The sequence below is a fragment of the Dorea sp. AM13-35 genome (assembly GCF_003473885.1).
Lineage (GTDB): Bacteria > Bacillota > Clostridia > Lachnospirales > Lachnospiraceae > Dorea_D > Dorea_D hominis.
The window spans coordinates 13,924-36,650 of the sequence record NZ_QUCZ01000009.1; the positions used below are offsets into that span (position 1 = coordinate 13,924).

21 protein-coding genes and 1 pseudogene are annotated in these 22,727 nt (G+C 49.7%); 1 reads left to right on the top strand and 21 read right to left on the bottom strand.

Annotated features, from left to right (window positions below; genetic code table 11):
- The first annotated feature begins 20 nt into the window (after positions 1-20).
- Positions 21-587 carry a hypothetical protein gene (locus DW152_RS10540; RefSeq protein ID WP_118288584.1) on the top strand — a complete coding sequence of 189 codons (567 nt, stop codon included), beginning with the start codon at positions 21-23 and terminating at the stop codon, positions 585-587.
- A gap of 178 nt (positions 588-765) precedes the next feature.
- Here DW152_RS10540 and DW152_RS10545 read toward each other — a convergent pair whose 3' ends face one another.
- The 21 genes and pseudogenes from DW152_RS10545 to DW152_RS10655 all read right to left on the bottom strand — a co-directional run bounded on the left by DW152_RS10545 (position 766) and on the right by DW152_RS10655 (position 22,589).
- The gene (locus tag DW152_RS10545; protein ID WP_077711839.1) at positions 766-1,131 is read right to left on the bottom strand and encodes a cysteine-rich VLP domain-containing protein; all 366 of its coding nucleotides are present in this window, start codon (positions 1,129-1,131) and stop codon (positions 766-768) included.
- Entirely contained in the window at positions 1,128-1,340 is a 213-nt protein-coding gene (locus tag DW152_RS10550; RefSeq protein WP_022617838.1) for a transposon-transfer assisting family protein, read from the bottom strand. The genes DW152_RS10545 and DW152_RS10550 overlap by 4 nt, the downstream gene beginning before the upstream one ends.
- A complete protein-coding gene (locus DW152_RS10555; RefSeq protein ID WP_158570037.1) occupies positions 1,337-5,062 on the bottom strand; it encodes a YodL domain-containing protein in 3,726 nt (1,241 codons plus the stop codon). Before DW152_RS10555 ends, DW152_RS10550 begins: the two co-directional genes overlap by 4 nt.
- Before the next feature lie 130 nt (positions 5,063-5,192).
- A complete protein-coding gene (locus DW152_RS10560; RefSeq protein ID WP_199663836.1) occupies positions 5,193-7,307 on the bottom strand; it encodes a DNA topoisomerase 3 in 2,115 nt (704 codons plus the stop codon).
- Between the two features lie 51 nt (positions 7,308-7,358).
- Complete coding sequence (locus DW152_RS10565; protein ID WP_118288586.1) at positions 7,359-7,844, bottom strand: hypothetical protein; 486 nt, start codon at positions 7,842-7,844, stop codon at positions 7,359-7,361.
- Positions 7,845-8,066: 222 nt separating this feature from the next.
- Positions 8,067-8,795 (bottom strand): DUF4366 domain-containing protein, encoded by a 729-nt coding sequence (locus tag DW152_RS10575; protein ID WP_199663838.1) that lies wholly within the window; start codon positions 8,793-8,795, stop codon positions 8,067-8,069.
- On the bottom strand, positions 8,785-9,042 hold the full coding sequence (locus DW152_RS10580) for a DUF4315 family protein (protein ID WP_002610330.1): 258 nt from the start codon (positions 9,040-9,042) through the stop codon (positions 8,785-8,787). Before DW152_RS10580 ends, DW152_RS10575 begins: the two co-directional genes overlap by 11 nt.
- 31 nt (positions 9,043-9,073) lie before the next feature.
- The gene (locus DW152_RS10585; RefSeq protein ID WP_118288589.1) at positions 9,074-11,014 is read right to left on the bottom strand and encodes a C40 family peptidase; all 1,941 of its coding nucleotides are present in this window, start codon (positions 11,012-11,014) and stop codon (positions 9,074-9,076) included.
- A gap of 26 nt (positions 11,015-11,040) precedes the next feature.
- Complete coding sequence (locus DW152_RS10590; RefSeq protein ID WP_118288590.1) at positions 11,041-12,000, bottom strand: DNA-methyltransferase; 960 nt, start codon at positions 11,998-12,000, stop codon at positions 11,041-11,043.
- Positions 11,997-14,426 carry a VirB4-like conjugal transfer ATPase, CD1110 family gene (locus DW152_RS10595; protein WP_118288591.1) on the bottom strand — a complete coding sequence of 810 codons (2,430 nt, stop codon included), beginning with the start codon at positions 14,424-14,426 and terminating at the stop codon, positions 11,997-11,999. Before DW152_RS10595 ends, DW152_RS10590 begins: the two co-directional genes overlap by 4 nt.
- Positions 14,374-14,778, bottom strand: coding sequence for a PrgI family protein (locus DW152_RS10600; protein ID WP_069411037.1), 405 nt, complete (start codon positions 14,776-14,778; stop codon positions 14,374-14,376). The genes DW152_RS10595 and DW152_RS10600 overlap by 53 nt, the downstream gene beginning before the upstream one ends.
- A gap of 21 nt (positions 14,779-14,799) precedes the next feature.
- Positions 14,800-15,669, bottom strand: a complete 870-nt coding sequence (locus DW152_RS10605) for a VirB6/TrbL-like conjugal transfer protein, CD1112 family (RefSeq protein ID WP_074034364.1) — start codon at positions 15,667-15,669, stop codon at positions 14,800-14,802.
- Between the two features lie 16 nt (positions 15,670-15,685).
- Positions 15,686-15,781: pseudogene (locus tag DW152_RS13500) on the bottom strand (Maff2 family mobile element protein); the annotation flags it as partial.
- A gap of 87 nt (positions 15,782-15,868) precedes the next feature.
- Entirely contained in the window at positions 15,869-17,479 is a 1,611-nt protein-coding gene (locus tag DW152_RS10615) for a recombinase family protein (RefSeq protein WP_098924870.1), read from the bottom strand.
- A 111-nt stretch (positions 17,480-17,590) separates the two neighbouring features.
- Positions 17,591-17,779 carry a transposon-encoded TnpW family protein gene (locus DW152_RS10620; protein WP_002569233.1) on the bottom strand — a complete coding sequence of 63 codons (189 nt, stop codon included), beginning with the start codon at positions 17,777-17,779 and terminating at the stop codon, positions 17,591-17,593.
- A complete protein-coding gene (locus DW152_RS10625; RefSeq protein ID WP_098924872.1) occupies positions 17,776-18,633 on the bottom strand; it encodes an ATP-binding protein in 858 nt (285 codons plus the stop codon). The genes DW152_RS10620 and DW152_RS10625 overlap by 4 nt, the downstream gene beginning before the upstream one ends.
- The gene (locus tag DW152_RS10630) at positions 18,630-19,373 is read right to left on the bottom strand and encodes a phage replisome organizer N-terminal domain-containing protein (protein WP_109215853.1); all 744 of its coding nucleotides are present in this window, start codon (positions 19,371-19,373) and stop codon (positions 18,630-18,632) included. Before DW152_RS10630 ends, DW152_RS10625 begins: the two co-directional genes overlap by 4 nt.
- The gene (locus DW152_RS10635; protein WP_082424996.1) at positions 19,363-19,575 is read right to left on the bottom strand and encodes a hypothetical protein; all 213 of its coding nucleotides are present in this window, start codon (positions 19,573-19,575) and stop codon (positions 19,363-19,365) included. Before DW152_RS10635 ends, DW152_RS10630 begins: the two co-directional genes overlap by 11 nt.
- 184 nt (positions 19,576-19,759) lie before the next feature.
- Entirely contained in the window at positions 19,760-21,382 is a 1,623-nt protein-coding gene (locus tag DW152_RS10645) for a relaxase/mobilization nuclease domain-containing protein (RefSeq protein WP_109215852.1), read from the bottom strand.
- Positions 21,354-21,749: a plasmid mobilization protein gene (locus tag DW152_RS10650; protein WP_109215851.1), complete on the bottom strand. Its 396-nt coding sequence runs from the start codon at positions 21,747-21,749 to the stop codon at positions 21,354-21,356. Before DW152_RS10650 ends, DW152_RS10645 begins: the two co-directional genes overlap by 29 nt.
- Before the next feature lie 420 nt (positions 21,750-22,169).
- A complete protein-coding gene (locus DW152_RS10655; protein ID WP_173900609.1) occupies positions 22,170-22,589 on the bottom strand; it encodes a winged helix-turn-helix domain-containing protein in 420 nt (139 codons plus the stop codon).
- Positions 22,590-22,727: the final 138 nt, after the last annotated feature.

Below are 22,727 nucleotides of genomic sequence, written 5' to 3' on the forward strand. Positions count from 1 at the left end.
AAATGAAAGGATATTTAATTATGTCAGACTTCAAAGATATTGATTTATCAAAATTTAGTCTGGATTTGACAAAAACCATGCAATATGTAAATCCGGTACAAGACCAAATGGCACGAATACAAAGAGAACAGGAACAAACCATTAGAAGCATTCAAAAAGCGCGAGAAGAAAAAGAAGCCGAGGAATTACGCAGACATAACGAAATAGTCGCTGCCTTGAAAGAAGCTGGAGAAAAAGGAGCAACAATAGTTATCGGAGATAACGCTAATGGAATACAAATACAGCAAAATTCCGATGGTGCTACGCAAGAAATGACTAACTCACAGACATTCAATTATGACAAGGCTCTTGAAGTTTTAAAAGAGATAAGGGAATATGTTGATTTTCCTCAATTTCAAACAACTTTCAAAGAAAATTCTGAAAATGTAAAAACAATTATTGAGGACACAATTAAAGCAGTTGAAAGTAAAGAAGATGTCGGTATCGTGAAAAAGTCTTTGCGTATTCTCAAAGACTTAGCCGTTGGTGCAAGCGGAAGCTTAATAGCATCTGGAATAATCGCATTGTTAGGTACATTACCTCTATAATGCAAAAAGAACGGGGCGCAGACAGCCAGTAAATGACTGTCCGCGCCCCATTTCTTGTAGGTGCGTTTTAAGTATGTGTTACGCAGTAAAAGTCCTATTTTGAGGGGAAAGGTATTTAATCCCTTACCGCCTTAGAAAACGGCTGTCAGAGCCGCATAAAATAAGGCTTTTTTTGCCCCTACTGCGTAACAAGGGCGCGTCGTTTCCTCATGCGCTCCGCTGCCTGTCTGCGGGTAATACGCTTCCGGCAGTCCGGGCAGTATTTTACACTGTTAGAGGTGGACGCAAAAGAAACTCCGCACTCGGTACAACGCTTTTTATCCTCGGTCTTGAAAAGCTCTGCATACAGCAGCTTATCAAGAGGAAGTACGGCAGTCTGAAACCATTCGCATAGAAGCGAATAGGAAATAAGCTGCGGGCAGACACATTCCTCCCCGTCGTCCAGTAAAATACAGTGTCCGTTATCGCAGTTGCAGCACTCCTTTTTTACAAGGCTGTTGACTTTTCGGCTTTGGGGCGGCGTAAGCCGCTTACCCCCGGTCATACCTCATCAGCGGCGAAAATAGCAAGCTCCGCATACTCATTTTCTGTCAGAGGTGCGATTTTTGCAAGGGTGCGCTTCGCCAGTTCCCGCATATCCTCGTCCATGAACGGCAGCGCAGCGTTGATGTTCTCCATAAGCCCGCGCTTACCGCCCTCATTGTAAATGCTCAACAGGTTCGTTTCTTCAACGGTCAGTCTAATCATGCTCATACCTCCAATTCGTGATTTTTTGATTTTGTCGCTTTTTTCTGTGCGGTCTTTTCTTTATCTGCTTTAAGCTGCGCCCGGATAGAGGGCTTCTTTTCCGTTTTTGCTGCCTTTCCGCATTCCTTATCAGCCTTGACAGCTTCCGCAAGGTCAACAAGGGAAATGGTTTCTCCTGCCTTTACCTTTGCTTCCAGTTCTGCAACGGTCGGGGTGTTGTTTATCTGCCCGTCAATCATGTTGTAGTTTTGCTCGGTGGTCTGCTCAGCAGCTTTCAGATAGTTTTCCGGCTGCTCTGCGAAAATGGCAAACGCCCGCGTTCCGTTCCCCATAATTAAATATTTTCCGTCGTCGGACTGGTGGTGCAATCCATATCCGGCAGCTTCCAGTTGCTCTCGGCTCATGGCGGTTACATAGAAAGTCCCCCTCAGTGTTTTGACTGTTTCGCCCGTTTCCAAGTTGTCGGGAATGAGTGCTTTTTCCTGCTCCTTGAAAAACTCCGGCACTTCCTTATAACCGAAGCTGTCTACATAGTGGGCGGTGTCCTGCCCGTTCTGATGAAGCACCACCACGTCAGAAACGGAAAGGCTATGTCCCTTAAAATCTTTCGGGTGGTCGATATTAAAGCGGGTGTAAATATCTTCAAGGGAAGTCCCCGGCGTAAGCTCTGCGGAATAGACAAGCGCATAGTTTTTCGGGTCTACCCGGTGTCCTGTGGCAGTCAGACGGTCGTAAGGTTCAAAGCGCAAGTCCCTTGTTTCGTCCCCGCCTTTTATCTGAAAAATGGAAAAGGTGTCTTTGTCCTGTGGGGCTTCCTGTTCCGGCTGCTCCTGTGCGGGGGCTGCCTGTTCCTTGTCCTGCTCCTTTTGGATTTGTGCGATATGTTCATCTATACTGTTGATTATCTCGGCAGCGGTGCTTCTGATTGTTTCAAGAGAGCCTTTCAGCTCCGCAAGTTCCCGCCCGCTGCTCCAACCGGCGACATATCCAAAGGAATAATCAGACGTATCAAGTCCGTAATGTTGGCAGACAGTATAGGCTACGCTTTCTGCTTCCACCTCGCGGGTACGGCGGTCAACGCGGGGCTGCTGCTCGTCTTTCGGGGCGTTTAAGTCAATATCATGCAGCTTTGCGTGGGCGATTTCATGGATAGCGGTTTTGAGGGTCTGCAACTCGCTCATGCTCTCATCAATAGCGATACGCTTATCCTCCAAGTGATAGTAGCCATGTGCGCCACCTGTGATTTTTTCAAAACCAATAGGGACAGGAGAAGTCTTTTCAAGGGCTATGAAAAAGTCCTTGTAACGGTCAACGTCCCCAGTCAGCTCGTCAACCGCAATATCCGGCAATTCTTTTCCCTCGGTCTGCGACACATCAAAGACAGATACCACCTTATAAGCGGGTATGGTGACTTCCTTTTCCTCCATGACAGGTTTCCCGTCTTTCCCCATAACAGGCTTCCTTGTATGTGGGTCGATTTTCTCCGTTTGCTGTTTTACCTTGAACGGCGACGGGGCAATAATCTTGATACCCTTTTCTCCTTTTATTACGTTGCGCTGAAAGTTATTTTTCCAAGCTGTAAATCCTGCCACAAGGGAAGCGTCGGGTTTCTGCATGGCGATAAGCAGCGTATTGTTAAAGCTGTAATTGTGGAAGCGGGACATAACTTTGAGATATTCTTTGTAGCGTTCACTGTCAAAGAGTTCTGTAATGCCCTGCTCCAAACGGTCGGTAATCTCTTTCATCTTTTCTGCGGGTTTTTCGCTTGTCAGCACGATAGGGATAACCGGGCGGGGCTTTTGCGGCTCTATGGCTGTCGCCGGGGCGGTTTGTTCTGTGGCGGCTGCGTCCATAAAAATCTTGTCCTGTTCGCTTTGTTCCGGCTTCGGATAACTCATAATGCGGTATTCCTCCGGCAATTCGCGCCCCTCAAAATGGCGTTCCCATTCGTCGCCGCTTTTCACAAGGTAGCCATAAGGGGTAAAGCTGCCCTGCTCCTGCTCGGCAGCATTTTTTCCAAAAGCAGCAAGGTCAACGCCGTTTTTCCATTCTTCGGGCATTTGCACCATGCCGGATTTGTTAAGGTAATAGTCGCCCAAGTCGCGGGACGTGTTCACTCCGAGGATATGTACGAAATAGTCCACGTTGTAAGTAAAATCAATTATCTGTCCGATATTTTCAAATCCCTGTTTCTGCTGCAAGGCTGCGTTGAGCTTTGGAAGCTCTGCGGGGTCAAGCTGTGCGATACGCGCTGCAAGAAGATTAAGGCTGTCAATGTCAGCGGCGCATACCATGTCATAGGGTAAGGCAATATGCCTGTTTTCATTATCAGAATATCCGTTAATAAAAAAGTCCTGTGGATTGTCAGCGGTAATGCCGACAGTTCTCATAGCTTCGTGAAGCTGCTCCTTTGTGGTCGGCATGGAAAGCCACACGCCGCCCGGTTCGCCTGTTTCAAAACGGCTGCGGCTGTTAATCAGAATTGCAAATTGTTCCGGCTCGTTCCTTTGCCCTATGTTCTGCGGTGGCTCTGTCGGGACGGGTGCTGCCTGTTCAGTGGTCGGCTGTTCCCGTTCCTCGCCCTCAATCGTGTAGTTCGGTAAAAGCTGCCCGTTTATCTTGAAATGGTAGGCATATTCTTTCGGAATAGGCGGCGATATTTCAGTAAATAAATGCTGATAGGCTTTGATACGCCCATTCAGATATTTTTCCATAGCTGCCTTGTCTGCAAATTTCTTTTCCTGTCCGGCGATTTTTGCTTGATTGTAACCGTCCGGGCTGTTGGTGTAAACGTTCCATGAGAGCGTCCACGCATAGGGAACGGATTGTTCCTTTTCCCGGTCATAGCGGGTATTCTCATAAATGTGGTAGCGCATTTGATAAACGCGGTTGCTAATGATATGGCGGTCATTTTCTGCGGCTTCCCACTGGTTAGCGGTATGCTTGACTTCGGGTGTCCTCACATACTCAATGGCTTTATCAACGGCAAGGGTCTGTCCTGCCTGTGCTTCCCATGCAGCCGCCCGCTGTTTCAAATCTTCATAAATTGTCTGTTCAGCCGCCGCGCTTTCCTCGCGGATTTCCCGTAGCTGTTCCATAGATAAGACAGTCAACCCGGAAATATCGGCTTTGTCCTGTTCAAAATATAGCTTGCGTTCTATCCTCATACTGTCTGCCGGGTCTAAGCGGTCATGGTCGTATGTGGAATATCCTGTTTTTATTTCTGCCATGCGTTCACTCCTTTCGTTTTCAATCATGCGGTGCATAAGTTCGTAGTCCTCAATGCTCATGCTCCCGTCAAATAGATAGGGGTCGGGTTCTTCGCCATCCCGGTAGGCTTTTTCAGAGAACGGAAGCGCCGCAGCGTGGGCGGCGGCTCTTGCTTCCTCGATAAGCTCCGGCGGCAGCCTGTCGTCGTGGACTTCGATAAATTCCCCGATATTGCTATATCCGTTTTCGTAGTGGCGGTGCACCCCGGCGGTCAGCTCGTCAAGGTTCATATCCTCGCCAAGATAGCCGGAATAATAGCCGTTTACCACAACGGCGGCAGGGTCAGCCTGTTTGATTTCTTCCATGCGGCTTCTGTCCTCCGGGTAAAGGTAGTCGCTCATTTCAAGGTGGAAATATTCGGCGTTCCAAGAACGTCCCGTTTTCCAAAACGCCACCCAAGCGATACCGTCCCTTAATTCTTCTTGATAGTCCTTTACGGTGTCCCGTAAACTTACCATGTGTAACCTCCTTTCTGCTGTTTCAGAGGGTTTGGGAAACTTCCCAACAAGCAAAAATCCCCGCCGTTCTCGGTAGAGAAAGCAGGGATTTTACGGAAAAGGGTACTCTTTTCCTATGCTTGCTATTCAGTTATTTTTTCTTCGGCAGTTCAATGCGATAGTTGACATATTTCCCGCCCGTATCAGCCAATACGATAGTTCCGTCGTAGGTTTTGCCCGTCTTTGGGGAATAGAGCTTTTTCACATTTACCTTGCCGGACTGTAAGAGTGCAGCGGCAATCTTCGGGGTAAAGGTTACTTTTCGTTCTTCAAAGAAATGGTCATTTTTCCACATGGTAAAGATACAGTCCTTGTTGCTGCAATAGTAGTTTTTCTTTCCCTCATAGACAGGAGAACCGCAGCGGGGGCAGCTTCCCAACACCTCCCGTTCCGGCTTGAACATCTGCGCTTTATCATCAGAAAGAAACGGATAGGTCTTTACCAGTTCCCGCGCCATATTTTCGATACCCTCCATAAATGCAGCGGGGTCTGCCTTGCCTTTTGCAATCTGCGTCAGATTGTTTTCCCATTCTGCGGTAAGCTGCGGGCTTGTCAATGTGTCCGGCAGGACGCACACAAGGTTGATACCGTCTTTTGTGGGAAGTAGCTGCTTGCCTTTTCGCTCCACAAAGCCCCCCTTTACCAGTTTTTCAATGACGGCGGCGCGGGTGGCGGGAGTTCCAAGCCCTTTGCGTTCTGCGTCCGGGTCGGTGTCCTCACTTCCGGCACGCTCCATAGCAGAGAGCAGCGACGCTTCGTTGTGAGGTTTCGGCGGTGTTGTGTCATGCTCCGTTACCGTTGCCGCCGGATTTTCAAAGGTCTGTCCCTCGGTAAATGGCGGCAGAGTCTTTTCTGTGTCGCTGTCTGCGTCGTCCGTTTCGGTCTTGTTCTTTAAGGCTGCCCTGTATTTTCGGTCAATCTCTTTCCACCCGTCGAACAGTACCGTTTTTCTCCTTGCGGTAAAGGACTGTCCGGCACATTCAAAGATTGCCGTAACCGCTTCAAAGGTATGCGGTGCAGCGGTCGCCATAAGTAGACGCGCCCCGGCAAGGGTAAGGATATTCCTTTCGCTTTCCGGCAGCGCGGCAAGGTCGGTCTTTGCAAGTTCCATAGTCGGGATAATGGCATGGTGGTCTGATACCTTTTTACTGTTCAGCACCTTTCCAAGCTCCGGCGTGAAGTCTTTTCCCGCCATAAAAGAAAACTTTCCACAAAGCAGTTTGATAATGCCCGCCGCTGTGTCGCCCATGTCGTCGGTCAGAAATGCGCTGTCGGTTCTCGGATAAGTAAGAAGTCTTTTTTCATACAGGGCTTGTGCAAGGTCAAGGGTCTGCTTTGCCGTATATCCGAACAGGCGGTTTGCTTCCCTCTGTAAAGAAGTAAGGTCAAAGAGCTTCGGCGGGGCTGCGGTCTTTTTCTCTTTCACAAGGGAAGTACAGACTGCTTTTGACACTTCGCAAGTCGTTTTTAATGCGTCGGCTTCTGCCTTATCTGAAATTCTTTCACTTGCAGCTTCCGCGCCGGATAAGGCAAGGCGCACATGGTAGTATTTTTCTTTCTTGAAAGTGGTAATCGCTGCGTCCCGGTCAACAAGCATTTTTAAGGTCGGGATCTGTACGCGCCCCACGTTCAAGGTATGATTATAAAGGACAGAGAAAAGGCGGGTGGCATTGATACCAATTAACCAGTCAGCCTTTGCCCTGCATAATGCGGAAGCAAAGAGCGCGTCGTATTCCTCGCCGTTCTTCAGACGGGAAAAGCCCTCTTTGATTGCGCTGTCCTCCATAGAGGAAATCCAAAGGCGGCGCATAGGTTTCTTGCAGCCCGCCATTTCATAGACAAAACGGAAAATGAGTTCTCCCTCGCGCCCTGCGTCGCAGGCATTGACGACTTCGGAAACGTCTGCCCGGTGCATAAGCTCCTTTAAGGTTTTGAATTGCTTTTCCTTGTCAGCCGAAACGGTGTACTTCCATTCCTGCGGCAAAATCGGTAAGCTGTCATAGCTCCACTTTTTATACTGCTCCCCGTAGGCGGCAGCTTCGGAAAGCCCTACCAAATGTCCTACGCACCAAGAAACGATATAGCCGCTTCCTGTGAGAAATCCGTCTTTCTTTTCCTTTGCCCCAAGTACGGCAGCGATTGTTTGCGCCACACTGGGCTTTTCTGCGACAACTAAAATCAAATAAAATTTCCTCCTTTCAGGCATAAAAAAACGACAAACTTCTAAAAGAAATTTGTCGCTATCAACATGATTTTTTTACAGAGTTTTCATTATTTGTTCAATGTTGATATATTCAATAATGTTGTTAAAAGTAGAGTAATCAACATAAAAACTTTTTCTTAAATAATTTCTTTCTATTGACCTTAACCATTCAAATATTTTCGTTTTAATCTCTTTATCCTGTGGATTAGAAAGATAAAAATGTGTTCCATTTGCTTGAATATTTTGGATAAAATGTTTTTGCTTACTATCTGCATAATATACTTTATCAAGAGAGCAATATATATCAAACCAAACATCATGCTTAGAAACAGAAATTTTTATATAGCCTATAATTTGATTATATTCCCATAGACTTCGTGGAAAGCTAAATTTTGATACATAATATTTCGTATCTTCCTCAGAATGACCATGACTAATGTATGTATCATATAAGGTCTTTTTTTGCTTATCCCACCTTTTATTAAATTCTTTCTTGCTCATAGCATAAATAGGTATTTCAAACAAAGTTTTTTTCTCCATAGGCTATACTCCCTTTTCTTTTTATCTTATCATATTTGAATAATTGCGTCTATTTAGAAGTTTTCAAAGACAAATTTTTGACACAGTACCCCACACAAGGGGACTGTCCCTTGTAAGGGCAGGAAGTGCAAGCCGGGGGATAAGGAACAGGCGGCGCATTATCACGCCGCCCGTTCGGTTTCTGTATCATCATCTTTTCAAAGGGATTGTCGGTAAACAGGGTCATAGGGTTTCTTCCTCCATTTCTTCATCTTCGGGAGTTTCCCCGGTATCTGCTTCCGGCTCGTCCTCGTCGTAGTCCTCAAATTCAAAATCTTCAAGGTCGGTATCGCCCTTTACATTCTGCTTCGGCTTCATAAACTTAAAGTAGTAGAACGCTGCGCCGCCACCAAGCAGGGCAAAGAGGACTAAGGCAAGCACCACACCGGGATTGCCGCCTTTTTCTTTCGGTTCTTCCGGCTGCTCCGTTGGTGTTGGGGTGGGTTCTTTGCCTGTGCAGCCTGTCATACTGGTAACACATACCGGGCAGGACGTGTTTACCTTTCCGGCTTCGCATTTTTCCGTACAGTTACAGATTTCCGGCTTTTTGGCAGCTTCGCCGTTTTCGGTCAGTGCCATAAGGTCGGCTTCGTCCACTTGATTTAGGAAATGTACGGTCTGTTCGCCCTCGGCGGCGCGGTCAATGAGGATATAGAAATAGTTGCCGCTTTTGGTGGTAACAGTGATAAGCTGCTTATTGCCGCCGTAATCGTCAACCAGTGTTGCGTTTCCCTTTGGGGTAAGGGGCGACGTTTCCTCTTTTTCCTCCACAACTACGTTGCTGTCGTTGGTCGCGTCCCCGGCGGTCGGCTCTGTGGCTGCGCCCTGTGCATAGGCAGGGACAGAAAAACCGCCCATAAGGATAAGGGCGGTACAAAGGGCAGTCATGGTCTTTTTCAGTTTATTCTTCATCTGCATTTTCCTCCTGTTCGTTTTCTTCTGCGGGTGCGGCAGTCATGCCGGGAATACCGCCGCCGGACAGCATAGCGTTCAGTTCCTGCGGGGTCAGACGCATAGCTCGTACAAGCTGTACGATTTCAAGGTTTTCCGCTTCGGTTTTCTGCGCTTCCAGTCCTTTTAACTTGTTCTGATACTCTGTGATTTTCTCGCGGGTCTTTGCGATTTCCTTATTGATACGGTCGATTTTATTGTTTGCCATAGGTCATTTCTCCTTTCTTTTTTGGGCTGCTTTACCAGTTCATCAGCCCGTAGCCTTTGATACATTGATAGTTAAGGTCATAGCTCTTTATCTTGCAAGCGTCGCCGGAATTGCCCTCAACGGTATAGACGCGGCTGCCGTCCCTGCCAAGCACAAGCCCCACATGGTCGGCAACGCCGTCTAAATCCCAATCGAAAAAGATAGCGTCGCCCGGTGCGATATTCTCATAGCCGCGTGCGCCCCATTGTCCCCTTGACTGAAACCAAGGGACACCCTGCCATTCGCAGCCCGCAAAGCGCGGTTCGCTTTTTCCGGCTTGATTGTAGCACCATGATACAAAACAGGCACACCATTCCACGCGGCTGTTAAAGCCGTACCAAGACCAGTAAGGGTAGCCGCCCACATTTCCGACTTGCTGCTTTGCAAGCTCCATAAGCTCTTGATTTCCGGGGCGCGTACCGTTTACAAACTCCACGCCGCTTAAATCCTCGGACGGGCTTCCGTCGGGAGAACCGCCGCCAAAAATCAGCGGTTTGTTGCCGCTTGTTTCCAAATACACCCGGTACATTTCAAGCTGCTCCGGCGTAAGAAGTTTCTCCGCAAGCTCGGAAATAGGCTTGTTTGTTAGTTTCACATTCAAGATGTAATACTCATAAGGGACTTCCTCGGTGGTGGTTTCCCCGGTTTCCGGGTCGGTGCTTGTTTCGGTGCGGTAGCGTATTTCCACTTCCTCGGTCAGCGTCAAGGTGTATTGCATGGCAAAGATACGTTCAAGCTCTGCCTGTGCGCTCTGCGGGGTGTAGCTCTGTAAGAGGGCGGTCAAGTAAGACGCTAATTCGTGGGGGTTATGCCCGATACTGTCAAGGTCGTAGCGGTATTCATCATAGCCGGGGTGGGTGCTTTCGATATTGTCGATCTCACTTTGCAGGGCATTTTCCATAGCGGTGTAGTTCTGTTCCGTTGCCACAAGGTCGCTGTCCTCGGACGTGTAGGACGTGCCAAGTACCCCGTTTGTCAAGCCCGAAAACATAGCCCCGCAAGAGGACAGCCCTGCGGAAATCATAATAAAGAGAAGCAGCGCGGCAACTGCAATCAAAATGCCCGCCGGGTGTCTTGCCGCAAATGCGGCGGCTTTCCTCGTTTCCTCGGCGGTTTTCTTCGCCGTCTTTCTTGTGGCTTCCGCTGCGGCTTTTGCCCCTCCTTTCTTTGCCGCCTTTGCATACTGGCGTTTTATCTGCTGTTTCTGCATGAAACGGGAAAGCGGGTTAGAGGTAAGCTGCGGGTTCTCATGCAGCGTCTTGTGATACTGGAAGTTGACGTTTGCCTTAAATGCTGCCTTTTCTGCATTTGCTGCTTCCCGGTAGGGTTTGAGCTTATGGCTGCGGTAGCCCTGTTTTAACTTCCGCGCTCCGTATTTCGCGCCGCGCTCGGCAAGTTCCTCTGATTTATGCGCCCCCTCAACGCCGGAATTGTCCTTTTCAACGGAATGTATCTTGTTATGGACGAAAATCCCTGCTTCCTGTGCAGGGCGGGACAGCGGGTTTCCCTTTTTGCCGCCGGGTATCGGTTTTTCCTGTTCTTCAAAGCGTAAGCGGGTCTTTGCCTTGCCTGCGGCTTCGTCAAAGGTGCGCTTCTTAACCAGTTTCTTTTGCTTTGGGATAGCTGCCTTTGCCGCGTCCAGTCGGTCAGCGGCTTTTTCCGATTTTTTGATGTAAGGTTCCAGTTCCGGCGTTGCCCGTTCCTCATCGGTAAACTGTAAGCGGGAAGTGGAAGTACGCAAAGCAGTAGCTTCCTGCTCTTTCTTGACAGCCTTTTTGTTTCCCTTTCGAGTATGTGCTGTGTCAAGATGTTCTATGATGCGTTCCGCTGCGGCACTGTCCGGCTGTGAAAAGTCGCTGTCTGCTTCCCGGCTGCTGATACGCTCGGCGGTCTGCTGTGTTTCGTTTACTTCCACCACGCCGTCGCGGGTCATTTTCTGTGTGATTTTATCGCGTGGTTTTAATTGCTTGATAGTCCTGCACCTCCAATCCGCGCCCTCGCAAGGGCGCAATACTCTACATTTAATTCAATCCCGATATAATGGCGGTCAAGGCTTTTTGCTGCAAATCCTGTGGTACCGCTTCCGAAAAACGGGTCTATGACAATCCCGCCTTTGGGACAGCCTGCCAAGATACAGGTTTCCGCTAATTTCGGGGGAAAAGCTGCAAAATGCGCCCCTTTATATGGGACAGTGTTAATCAGCCACACGTCCCGCTTGTTCCGCGTGGTCGGCATGAGCGCGTCGTCATAGTAGCCACCGTCCCGCGGTCGGTTTAGTCCCTGTACCTTTCCTTGTCCGGGGATTTCCTGTGTGTATTTGCTGTTGGTGCTGCGCGCTCTGCGATACCGTTCTGCGGTAGTAGGTGCTAAGGGTTCCGCAATGGCGGCAGCGTCATAGTAATATTTCTTTTCTTTTGAAAGCAGGAAGATATGTTCATAGCAGCGTGTCGGGCGGTCTTTACAGCTTTCCGGCATAGGATTTTGTTTCTGCCATATAATATCGCTCCGAAGATACCACCCCTGTTCCCGCAGGGAAAACGCCAGGAGCCAGGGAATACCGATTAAGTCCTTTTGCTTGCAGCCGGTAACGCGGCTGTTCCTTGCAATCCGCTGTCCGGTGCGCCCCTTTGGATTTTTCGGGTCAGCATAGCCGCCTTTATTTCCTGTGCCGCAATAGGTGTCTGCGATATTCAGCCATAACGTACCGTCCTTTCTAAGCACCCGGTAAAGCTCGCCAAAAACAGAGGTCAGCCTGTCAATATACTGTTCCGGCGTGTCCTCCTGTCCGATTTGTGCGTCAAGCCCATAGTCCCGCAGCGCATAGTACGGCGGGCTTGTAACGCAGCAATGGACGCTTTCAGAGGGCAGTTCTTTTAAGGCGGCAAGCGCGTCCCGGTTGATAATCACATCTGTTTTCATAGGCTGCTCACTTCCTCTGGCTTCGTCGTCATTACCCTGTAAAGCTCGGTATCTTTCGGGAAGCGGTCTACAAAAGGCAACACCACATTTCCATAGAAAATAAGCCCCTCGCCCGCTTCGGTGTGGGTAACATACTTCATCTGCTGCGGGGAAATATTAAGCTGCTTTGCAAGGATAGTACGGTCGCCCTGCGCTTGATTGAGCATAAGGACAAAATCGCTGTTTTCAAAGATATTTTCCACCTCGCGGCTTGCCAAAAGGTCTTTGACGTTCTGCGTAATGGCTGTGGGGATACCGCCCCATTTACGGAAACGCTTCCAAATCTCCACGCTGTAAGCGGCGGTCTGTTCCTCTTTTAAGAGCAAATGAAACTCGTCCATATAGTAACGGGTGGATTTCTTTTCTGCCCGGTTTATCGTTACCCTGTTCCATGTCTGGTCTTGCACAATGAGCATACCTAACTTTTTAAGCTGCTTCCCAAGCTGCTTTATATCAAAGCAGACAAGGCGGTTAGAAAGCTCCACGTTGGTTCTGTGGTTGAATACGTTAAGGCTGCCGGAAACATACAGCTCCAACGCCGCCGCGATACGGGCAGCTTCCGGCTCCGGCTGTCTTAACAGCTCGTCGTAAAGGTCGCCCAAGATAGGCATTTTTGCCGGGTCGGGGTCTGCAAGGAACGGACGGTACACATTTCTTACAGCCCTGTCAATGACGGTCTTATCGACAGGCTGCAAACCCTCCTTGCCGCCAATGACAAGCTCGCAGAGGGAAAGGATAAAATCAGATTTCAAGGCTAACGGGTTGTCGTCCTCGGAATAGTTAAGGTTTATATCCATAGGGTTTACATACTGGGGCTTGCCGTCAATGCCCCTGCCCGTAGGGGAAAGCCGTATCACTTGCCCGTTCAGACGCTGCACAAGGGAAAAATACTCGGCTTCCGGGTCGCAGATGATAATGTCGTCGTCAGTAATGAGGAAAGCATTTGTCATTTCCCTTTTGGCGGCGAAACTCTTACCGCTTCCCGGCGTTCCCAAGATAAGCCCGTTTGGGTTTTTGAGCTGCTTTCTGTCGCAGAGTATCATATTGTTAGAAAGGGCGTTCAAGCCATAGTACAGGGCTTGCCCCGTCTGAAAAAGCTCCTGCGTGATAAAGGGAATGAAAATAGCGGTGCTTGATGTGGTAAGCCCCCGCTGTATCGGGATAAGGTTTTTCCCAATCGGCACACTGGATAAAAGCCCCGCTTCCTGCTGATAGTCAAGGCGTGTCAGGCGGCAGTTGTATTTCTGTGCGATACCCGCCGCAGCGAAAATGTCATTTTCCAGTTTCCGCTTCGTGTCTGCCATGTTTACCACAAGGAATGTAAGGAGAAACATTCGCTCGTTGCGGCTCTGTAAGTCCTGCAACAAGTTCTTTGCTTCGCTGCCAAAGGTGGCAAGGTCGGACGGGATTATATCCATGTCATAGCCGCTTCTAACCGCTTTTTTCTGTTCCTCAATCTTCATCTTGTCAAGGTCTGTGATTTTGCGCTTAATGGTCTTGATTGCTTCCGACTGGTCGATACTGCGGATATGTAAGTTGACGATTACACCTGTTTCCAAGTCCAGTATGTCAGCAAGCATACGGTCGTTGAGTTCCGGCGCAAGGATTTCAAGGAAGCTCGCCGCGCCGATTTTACGCCCCATGCGGAAATATCTGCCCTCGCCAAAACGGAAAGAGGACGGGGCGATAAAATCCTTTGTAGACAGCCCCGACGGGGTAAGCCAGTCAAAGGAAAAGGAGAACGGCTCGCCCTCCGGGTGGAATACCCCATGCAGCACCTTTAAGCGTTCATAGCCGGATAAGGGGCGGGCGGTTACGCCAAGCACCTTGAAATTGTTAAGCACGTCGGTTTCGATACGGGAAAGCCTTGACTTTGCAGCCGCCTTGTTATCGGCTTCAACAGTAACGGTAATGTATTTGTGCTTCACAAGCCCGTTGTTGCCTTTACTAAGCTGATTTTTCAGCATATCCGAATACTCGGTGCGGATAGAGTTAAAAGCATCCTCCTGTGCGGGGATAGAGATTGCTTTTTCTGCTTGTTCCCGCTGCGTTCCTTGATTGATGAAAGAAAGCTGCACGCTCACGCTCGCGTCAAAGTAGTTGAGGAAATCGCACCAGTTTTCAAAAATGGCGGTCTTATCGTCTGCCTGTGCAAGCTGATAATTGATATCCTCGAACATGACGCACTTTGAATATCTTTTTTCCGTAACCTTGCAGATACCGTCCGGGTACATGGCAAGGTAGGGAATGGTCTGCTGTGCGGTGCGGGCTTTGCCGTCGCCTTTTGCCTTTCGGATAGCTTCGGCAATCTGTTTCTTTTCGGCGCGGGTCAGCTTACGCCTGTTTCCTGCGGCTTCCCGCGTCTTTTTTGTTTGTCCTTTTGACAATCGCTGATACCTCCTTTTCTAAGTTTCGCTGCTTTTCCAAGACAGCGTATAGGTTTTCGGTTCTGTAAGGTCGCTCCTTTGGGCGGGTAAACTTTGTCTGAATGACATTTCTTACCACCACTTCAAGGGGCTGCCCATGTTTTTCATACATGGCAAGCAGGAAACAGGGGAGCATGACGACAATCATCGCCATAGCCGCAAGGTTTGTCCCTGCGCTGCCTTTGAGCAAAAAAAACAGCGGCAGTCCGATTAAGAGAGCCGCCGCAAAACAAACGATTTGCCGCTTTGTCAGATTGAAAGCGACTTTTGTTTTGACTTTGGATAGGTCTTTTGGTACAGGTACATACGCCAAGAAAAAACCTCCTTTCTGCCCTTAGTGGGCGTTGAATATGGATTTTGCCAGTGTGCCGGATTTGAACAGGGAAAAACAGAGGATAACCGTATAGGCGGCAAGGGAAAATACCGCGCTGTGCAGATTGTCTGCGATTATCATATCGTTTACCAGTACGGCGTAAATACCGACACATATCATAATGAGGAAGCCTTGAAAACCAAGAGCGAACAGCCCTTTTAGGTAGTTGTTCCCAATCTGTCCCCATTCTCTGTTGGTCATAGTCGCAAATGGAATAGGCGATACCGAACAGTAAAGGTAAATCTCTATCATTCTGCCGTAGAGGATAACGGTTATCAGTACGGACATGATTTTCATGCAAAGGCTCACAAGGCTTGTTTCAAGCACAAGTAAGAGCAGTTCGGGGATTTCCATATCTTCAAGCCCCTCCTGCATGGCGGCAAGGGCTTCGGCAACGTCGATATTCGTATCGCCGCCGATAACCCCCGCTGCGCCGGAAACGATATGCTGCGCCATATCAAAGACCGCCATTGTGATGTTGAACGTGTTGGTTACGATAAACACCGCGACAAAGGCTTTGAATATCCACTTAAAGAACATGAATGTTTCTATGTCGTGCATATTGTTCTTTTCCGTTACCATGCTGATAAGCTCGTAGCATAGGACATAGGTAATGACAAGCCCCGCAATCGGGACGATTACATTTTCAGAAAGGGTCTGTATCATATTGAAAATGTTTGCGTTCCACCCCTGCGGGGTCTGTCCTACCTCGTTTGCGATAGTCCCGACTTTTTCGTTTACGTCCCCGAACATAGTTGACAGATTACCGTTTATCGCTCCGATAAGGATTTCCTTTATCCATTCGTTAATCGCGTCAAGTATGCTCTGCATAGGCAGCTACCCGCGCTTAACCGAACAAGCCGGAAAGCAGAGGTACAAGGATAGTGCCGATAAGGGCAACACCGCCGCCTGCCATGAGCTGCTTAATGCCCTGTGATTTTGCTCAAGTGAGATAAAGAAGTAAAAGAAGTGTAAAAAATTTTGCCGTTCCTATCCGGCACTTGCGCATTGTGTCGGATAGGTCGGGCGGTTATTCGGGCAAGTCCACCTTGCCAACAAAAGAATAATAAATCTCAATGTCCTGTCTGCGGGTCTTGTTCTCGTCATAGCTGCACTCATGCACAACGATTTTCTCTACAAACTCCCGCAGCAGAGTAGGGGTAAGTTCTTCAAAGCTGGTATGCCGCCGGACAACATTCATAAACTTTTCTGCGTTCACGGTGGCTTCCTGTGCTTTGGAAAGCTCCGCTTGGATAGCGGCGGCTCTTTCTTTCAGCTCCCGTTGTTCTGCTTCATAGTCTGCCGACAGCTCTGTGAAACGCTCGTCTGATATGCGCCCGGTCACGCTGTCCTCATACAGCCGCTTGAAGATAGCGGATAACTCGGCTATGCGTTTCTCGGCGGCTTCCAGTTCCTTTTTCTTGGCGGCGTTCCTGCGCTTGCCCCCGTCCTCGTTCTGCTCAATCAAGAGCTTCATAAACCGGGCTTCATGCTTTGCCGCATAGCTTGTCACTTTCCGCAGATTGGAGAGTACACCAGCGGTCAAGAGGTCGGTGCGGATAAAGTGCGCCGTACAGTCATGGGTGCGCTTCTTGTAGTTGCCGCAGATATAACAGTCCTGCTTGCGCTTGTCCGTCTGGTATCGCTGCTGATACATCACGCTGCCGCAGTCCGCACAGAACAGTATGCCGGAGAACAAACCCACTTCATCATAGCGGTTGGGGCGTTTGCGCTGTTTGCGAAGCTCCTGCACCCGTTCCCATGTTTGGGTGTCTATGATAGGCTCGTGGTGGTTCTCGAAAATCACTTGCTTTTCCAGGGGATTTTCTACACTGTGCTTGACTTTGTAAGAAAGTTTTTCTGTCTTGAAATTTACCAGACAGCCTGTGTATTCCCGGTTTTCAAGGATATGCACTACGGTATTAGTCGCCCACTTGCACTCATAGCCGGGGTGGTAGCGGCGGGTGCTGCCCGTCCTGCGGTATTCCAGCGTCCCCGGCGTGGGGATTTGCTGCTCTGTGAGCATACGGGCTATCTTAGTCGGACCATTCCCAGCAAGGCAGAGGTTGTATATCTGCTTGACTACGGGTGCAGCTTCCTCGTCAATAATAAAATTTTCGTCCTCGTCCATGAGGTAGCCATACACAGGCTTGCTTGTGATGGGCTTGCCACTCATACCTTTTGAGCGTTTTACTGCTTTGATTTTCTTGCTCGTATCTCTCACCAGCCATTCGTTAAATATATTCCGCAACGGGGCAAAGTCATTGTCGCCCTGTGCGCTGTCCACTCCGTCATTGATAGCGATGAAGCGGACACCTTTCTGTGGGAAAATCATTTCTGTGTACATTCCCACTTGCAGGTAGTTTCGCCCTAACCTCGACATATCCTTTACGATAACTGTCCCGACTTTTCCGGCTTCAATGTCCGCAAGCATGGCTTGAAAACCGGGTCTTTGAAAGTTCGCACCAGAATAACCGTCGTCCGTGTACCAGCGCAGATTGGAAAAGCCGTTCTGCTTTGCATAGGTTTCAAGGATACGCTTCTGATTGGAAATGGAATTGCTCTCGCCTTGCAGCTCGTCCTCATGGGAAAGTCTTGGGTAAAGGGCGGTAATTGGTTGTTGGTTGGTCTGTCTTAACATAAAATCCTCCGTTTCCGACAGCCAGCCCCACTATTCCGTACCTTGATTGTACCACATGGGGCGGCTGTCTGTATAGCGGCAAAAGCGTCAAATCTGCTTCTTTATGGTCGGTCAAATCGCCGTTTTTTGTGTAGCAGCTTCCGCTTCCAGCACTTTCATCATCTTGTCGGCTGCGGTGTCGGTTGCGCCCTGCTTGAAGAAGCCGGAAACGGTAAGGACGGAGTTGCCCATGCGGATTTCCGTTACACAGTCCGGGCGGCGGTCTGTTTTGGTGGTGCTTGTCTGTTTCGTTTCTGTCATAGGCTCTCCTTTCGCTGCTTCATCAGCTGCTTTAAGCGTTCCAGCTTTTCCTGTGCGGTTTCCTTTCGGAAGTTGCTGCCCGTGAAGCGGACAGGGGCGCACATGGAAGTCAGCCTGTCATAGATACGGGCGTGGGGTGTGTCCTGCGGGTGCTGCAATTCCTCCAGCGTGAGGTTGGTCGTGGCGATCAGCGGCTTGCCGCTTCGGTAACGGCTGTCAATCACGCTGTAAACCTGTTCCAGCCCGTATTCTGTCCCTCGCTCCATACCGAAATCATCAAGTATCAGCAGGGGGTAGCTGCAAAGGCGGGAAATATATTCGTTCCTGCCCTCAAAGCTGGCAGCAAGGTCATTGAGTATCGTTGCAAAGTTTGTCATGCGAACGGCAACCTCTTTTTCCATAAGGGCGTTGGCGATACAGGCGGCAAGGTAGCTTTTTCCTGTCCCCACGCCTCCCCAAAACAGGTAGCCGATATTTTCAGCCTGCATGGTTTCCCAGCTCTCCACATAAAAGCGGGCGGTTTCGGTCTGTGGGTTTCTGCCGTTGTCATGCTCAAATGTCCAGTTCCGCATAGCGGGGTCGGCAAAGCCCCGGCGTTTCAAGTCCTCCACTGTTTCAAGGTGCTTCTGTCGGCTTTCGGCGGCTTGCTGCTTTTCACGGGCTGCCCGCTGGCAGTCGCAGTCTGTTGGGTGTCGGTCATGCCCTAACCATTGGGCGGTTTCTTTTGAAAAGTAGGCTTCTTTGGGCGTATGGCACTTGCCGCAGTATAAAAGCCCGTCCTCGCCTGTGTAGTCCTCCGCTTCGGCGGTAGTGGTTGTAATATCCGTAATCATAGCTTCAATCTCGTTTTTCATAAGCTCTCGCCCTCCTTACATGAATAATCGGGTATGCCCTGTTTCGGGGCAGCCTTGCCTTTGGCAGCGTCCTCCTGCGCCCACTTGTAAATGGTGGCTGCATGGCTCTGGTACTGCTTCCCGGTGGAAGCGATATGGCAGGAAAGCCGGTCAATATAATACTCCCACTTGTCGGGCAGCTCTGTTTTCAGCCCGGAAAGCTCTGTATCGGTCAGTATCACATTGTTGTATCTGCCATAAGCGGCGGGGGCGGGGTGTCCCGTTTCTCCCTCTCTCTCTTTTTCTATCTCTTTCTCTAACTCTATCTCTATCTCTGGTGGACGAATGTCGGACAAATGTCCGCCTTTTGTCCGGGGCGGTAAAAGTGCCTTGTTTTCCAGCCTTGCAGCCCGTTTTCTCTCGGCTTCGGTAGAGGACTGTCCTATCATCAGCTCAATATCGGTCATATAAAAAGCCCCGCTGTCAAGCTGCTCCACAAGCCCCAACTGCCGGAAAATCTCTAAAGCCCTCTCAACTGTCCCTATCTGGTGGCGGGTCAGTGTCGCTATCATCTGCGCTGTGTAGGGGATATGCTCGTCAAGCTGCAATTTCCCGCCGTTTTTCAGCGATTTTAAGTACAGCTTCAAGAGGATATTGGAATATAAAATCCCGTCTTTCATATCTTCCAGCAGCACAATGGAGTCGCTGTCAAAAAAGTTCTCTTTCAGCTTGAGGTAGTAATACTTGCGGTTATCTGCCATTGTCCCTGTCCTCCTTTTTCCGGCGTTTGGAGTAGTAGTGGGGGCAGAGTATGATAATCGCCCGGAAGCTCTGCTTGCAGCTATGGGTACAGCCCCGGCAGAGGTCGTTGTATGTGATACGGTCGCAGGTGGTATTCCCGACTTTTACTTGCCGCAGGAAAAAAGACCATTCCAGCCGCCGTTTCTTGCTCATTCTTGGCATGGGTGCGCTCCTTTCTGCCGTTTCCGCTGGTGTGGCGGTATCGACGGTAATTCTGTATCATCTCGGTATCATTTTCGGGGTTTTTCTGCCCTGTAAGCCCGTTAAAAAATCCTTTGGTATTGCGGGTAGAGTACGGGGCAGCCCCCTTGTTCTGTATGGGTTCGGGTACATTTTGGGGTGGTTTTTATCGTTCCTGTTCCTGCCTTTTCACAGGCTTGCGCTCCCGGCGTAAAATCTGGTCGATATTGCCCTTGACAGTCTGTAAGCGGCGGTATTCCTCCCGTTTTGCCCGGTAATCGTTGTAGCCGCTGTTTTTCTCTTTGATAAGGGCTTCAATCTCTGCTTGCAGGGCTTTATAGCTCGGCAGCTTGGAAATGCCGTTCTCCTTGAAATAACGGGCGGCTGCGTCTGCTATGATAAAGTCGCTTTCGTGCTTCTGTCGGTAGGCTGCTTTTGCTTTGGCGTTTTTCTGCTGTTTCAGCCCGTCCCGGACAGGGCGGGTCTTGGAATAGGCAAGCACCTGCCGTTGCAGCTCCTTTTTCCCGTTCAGCGTCTTTTCCACCTGCTTCAGCTCTGTAAGGCTTTCCTGCATGGCGGCATAAGCGGCAGAACAGGCTTCGTCCAGTTCCTCCGGGGAAGAAAAGCCGTACTGTTGATAGGCGGTAACAGTAGCTGCCATTTGCTTTAGGTTGTGCTTTGCCGCCCAGCGGTCATAGCCCACGCCCTTGCCCTCGGCTCGCTTGGCTTCCCGGTCAACCATGCGCTGCAAGGTGTTGTCTGCCGGGGTGGTTTTTGCGGCTTTTTCCTCCCGCAAGCGTCCCTTTTGGGTGTGGGGGTATTCGGGTATGGCTTTGGTCTGTTCGGCGGCTCTGTGGGCGTTCTGCGTGAGCAGGGCAAGGACAGCAGCCTTGTCAAAATCGTCCCCCAGCTTCCGGGCTGTGATAGGCTTTGTCCTGTCCGGCGTGAGGTAGGAAAGCCGCCCCCGGCTCTCCTTGACAGTTACGCCCTCCCGCAGCAAAAGGGAAGAAAACTCGTCAAAGCTGCCAGCTTGGGAAAGTGCCTGCCGTATCGTCCGGCGCAGCTTCGCCTTGTCCGTTTCAAACTTGGTGGGCTTGGTCGGCTGTCCTGCGGCTTCTCTGACAGCGTTCTCTTTATCAAGGGCAAGCTGCCCTTTCTTTGCCGCCCAGTATTCCCGTTCCGTTATCCGTTCCTTGCTGCCGTTCAAGAGGTCGATTTGGTAAAGCCCCTCCCGGTGGCACATCTCCATGACTTCACTCTTGAAATATTCCATAGCGGCGTTGGTGCAGCGGTGCTTGCAGCCCGCCCGTGTGTCGGCTGGTCTGTCCATGTAGGGCAGAAGCGGGACTTCGTAAATCCGCAGGGAGTTGATGACGATATGCACATGGATATTGCCGCTGTGGTTATGCCCGTCCGGGTGGGTGCATACAAGGGCTTGGTGTCCGGGGAAATGCTCTTTGCAGAACTGCTCGCCCAGCTCCTGCGCCCGGTCTACGGTCAAGCCGTTGTCTGTCCCGTCCCGTGGGTCAAAACTGATGATATAGTGGTGGCTTTTCACATCTTCCCGTTTTTGGTTTTTCTCATAGCGGAGATTGGCTCGCATACAGGCAACGGCGAAATCCTCGCCCCCGCAGTTGAGGGAAGAAATGCGGTAATCCTCCCTCGGTATCAGCCGCCCGTTTTCATCAAGGGTGGGCTTCATGGTAAACTCGTCATGCTCAAATGTGAGGTAGGCTTCCGCTGCGCCATAGTCGGCATTTTTAGAGCTGATATGTTTGAATGTTGCCAACAGCGTCACCCACTTTCTGCAAGACTTCAAACTTTAGGGCAGCAAGGTCGGAAATCGCCGCCCGTACCTCCCCGGCAAGCTGCGGGTAGGGGCTGTGCCACTCATTCAGCGTCCGGGCTATCTGGTTTAAGTTGCCGCCGATCCTGCCGTATTCGGCGGTCAGCTTCCCGACAGCGGCAAGCAGCTCGTCATTGACGGGGGAAACGGTTATGATGGGGCGTATGGCTGCCCCGGTTATGGCTTGCCGGATAAACTCGGCTTGGCTCATGTGGTAAGCAGAAAGCCTTTCCGCAAACTCGGCGTATTCTTCCTCGGTCATGCGTGTCTTGACTACCCGGCTGCGGTGCGGTGTGTTGTATCTTTTCATGGTCGGCAGACCTCCTTTCTGTGCGTGGTGTTCTCTCACTAATAGGAGAAAAACAGGGGGTAAAACGGAACTGTTTTTGAAAAAATCCGAAAAAATATTTTGAGGGATTTTTAAGCGGCGCAAGCCGCATAAGCAGGGTTTGGGGAAGGCACTCCCCAACAAGATTCCCGCAGGGGCAAAATGAGCGAAAAGCGAATTTTGGCACCTCGGTAGAATCTTGCTCTAAGAAAACGGCGAAACTCCCCCTTTACTCCTTACTACGCAGAGAAATGCAAATATGGCAAAGTTTTGAAAAACTTTTTGATAAAACTTTTCGACAAAGCTGGAAAATCAGCGCGGTTTTTGGTGCAAAAAAACAGGAAACCTTTTCTGATTTCCTGTCATGGTATGCCGCTGTAACGGGCGGCGGTTATTCTGTTGTCATTCCCCGGAAGCAAACTTGTAGCCCATACCTAAAACGGTTTTTATGTAAATGGGCTTGCGGCTGTCCGACTCTATTTTTTTCCGCAGGTTGTAAATCACATTTGCAACGCTTGACTGGCAGCTTTCACTTTCCATGTTCCAAACGGCTTCAAATATTTGTGTCCGTGTGAGGACAATGCCGGGGTTGGAAGCAAGATATACAAGGGTACTGTATTCAAGGCGGGTAAGGCTTACTTCCTCCCCGTCTTGAAATACCTGGCGTTGGTTCTGCTTTATTTCCAGTCCCGGAAAAGATAACACGGAAGCGGTTGTGATCTGCATGGGTTCAATCTGTATATAATCAGATATTGCCGATATGATTTTGTCAATCGCTGTTTCCTCTTGTTCGTTAAGTGTCAGCAGTAGTAATTTCCCCATGTTCATTACCTCTTTTATCCGTTGAATTTAAACTATATTTTTCTGTCGTGTTTTTGACAGTAAGCAACAAATATATATGATAGAGAGCGTAATGTCAATTTAATGCCATTAAAAGAGAAAGATGGTCTGTCTAATTAT

Excerpts from the sequence above, each read along its gene's own strand:
- DW152_RS10540 (WP_118288584.1), top strand. The coding sequence starts at position 21 with ATGTCAGACTTCAAAGATATTGATTTATCAAAATTTAGTCTGGATTTG.
- DW152_RS10545 (WP_077711839.1), bottom strand. The coding sequence starts at position 1,131 with ATGACCGGGGGTAAGCGGCTTACGCCGCCCCAAAGCCGAAAAGTCAAC.
- DW152_RS10550 (WP_022617838.1), bottom strand. The coding sequence starts at position 1,340 with ATGAGCATGATTAGACTGACCGTTGAAGAAACGAACCTGTTGAGCATT.
- DW152_RS10555 (WP_158570037.1), bottom strand. The coding sequence starts at position 5,062 with ATGGTAAGTTTACGGGACACCGTAAAGGACTATCAAGAAGAATTAAGG.
- DW152_RS10560 (WP_199663836.1), bottom strand. The coding sequence starts at position 7,307 with ATGCCTGAAAGGAGGAAATTTTATTTGATTTTAGTTGTCGCAGAAAAG.
- DW152_RS10565 (WP_118288586.1), bottom strand. The coding sequence starts at position 7,844 with ATGGAGAAAAAAACTTTGTTTGAAATACCTATTTATGCTATGAGCAAG.
- DW152_RS10575 (WP_199663838.1), bottom strand. The coding sequence starts at position 8,795 with ATGAAGAATAAACTGAAAAAGACCATGACTGCCCTTTGTACCGCCCTT.
- DW152_RS10580 (WP_002610330.1), bottom strand. The coding sequence starts at position 9,042 with ATGGCAAACAATAAAATCGACCGTATCAATAAGGAAATCGCAAAGACC.
- DW152_RS10585 (WP_118288589.1), bottom strand. The coding sequence starts at position 11,014 with ATGACCCGCGACGGCGTGGTGGAAGTAAACGAAACACAGCAGACCGCC.
- DW152_RS10590 (WP_118288590.1), bottom strand. The coding sequence starts at position 12,000 with ATGAAAACAGATGTGATTATCAACCGGGACGCGCTTGCCGCCTTAAAA.
- DW152_RS10605 (WP_074034364.1), bottom strand. The coding sequence starts at position 15,669 with ATGCAGAGCATACTTGACGCGATTAACGAATGGATAAAGGAAATCCTT.
- DW152_RS10615 (WP_098924870.1), bottom strand. The coding sequence starts at position 17,479 with ATGTTAAGACAGACCAACCAACAACCAATTACCGCCCTTTACCCAAGA.
- DW152_RS10620 (WP_002569233.1), bottom strand. The coding sequence starts at position 17,779 with ATGACAGAAACGAAACAGACAAGCACCACCAAAACAGACCGCCGCCCG.
- DW152_RS10625 (WP_098924872.1), bottom strand. The coding sequence starts at position 18,633 with ATGAAAAACGAGATTGAAGCTATGATTACGGATATTACAACCACTACC.
- DW152_RS10630 (WP_109215853.1), bottom strand. The coding sequence starts at position 19,373 with ATGGCAGATAACCGCAAGTATTACTACCTCAAGCTGAAAGAGAACTTT.
- DW152_RS10635 (WP_082424996.1), bottom strand. The coding sequence starts at position 19,575 with ATGCCAAGAATGAGCAAGAAACGGCGGCTGGAATGGTCTTTTTTCCTG.
- DW152_RS10650 (WP_109215851.1), bottom strand. The coding sequence starts at position 21,749 with ATGAAAAGATACAACACACCGCACCGCAGCCGGGTAGTCAAGACACGC.
- DW152_RS10655 (WP_173900609.1), bottom strand. The coding sequence starts at position 22,589 with ATGGGGAAATTACTACTGCTGACACTTAACGAACAAGAGGAAACAGCG.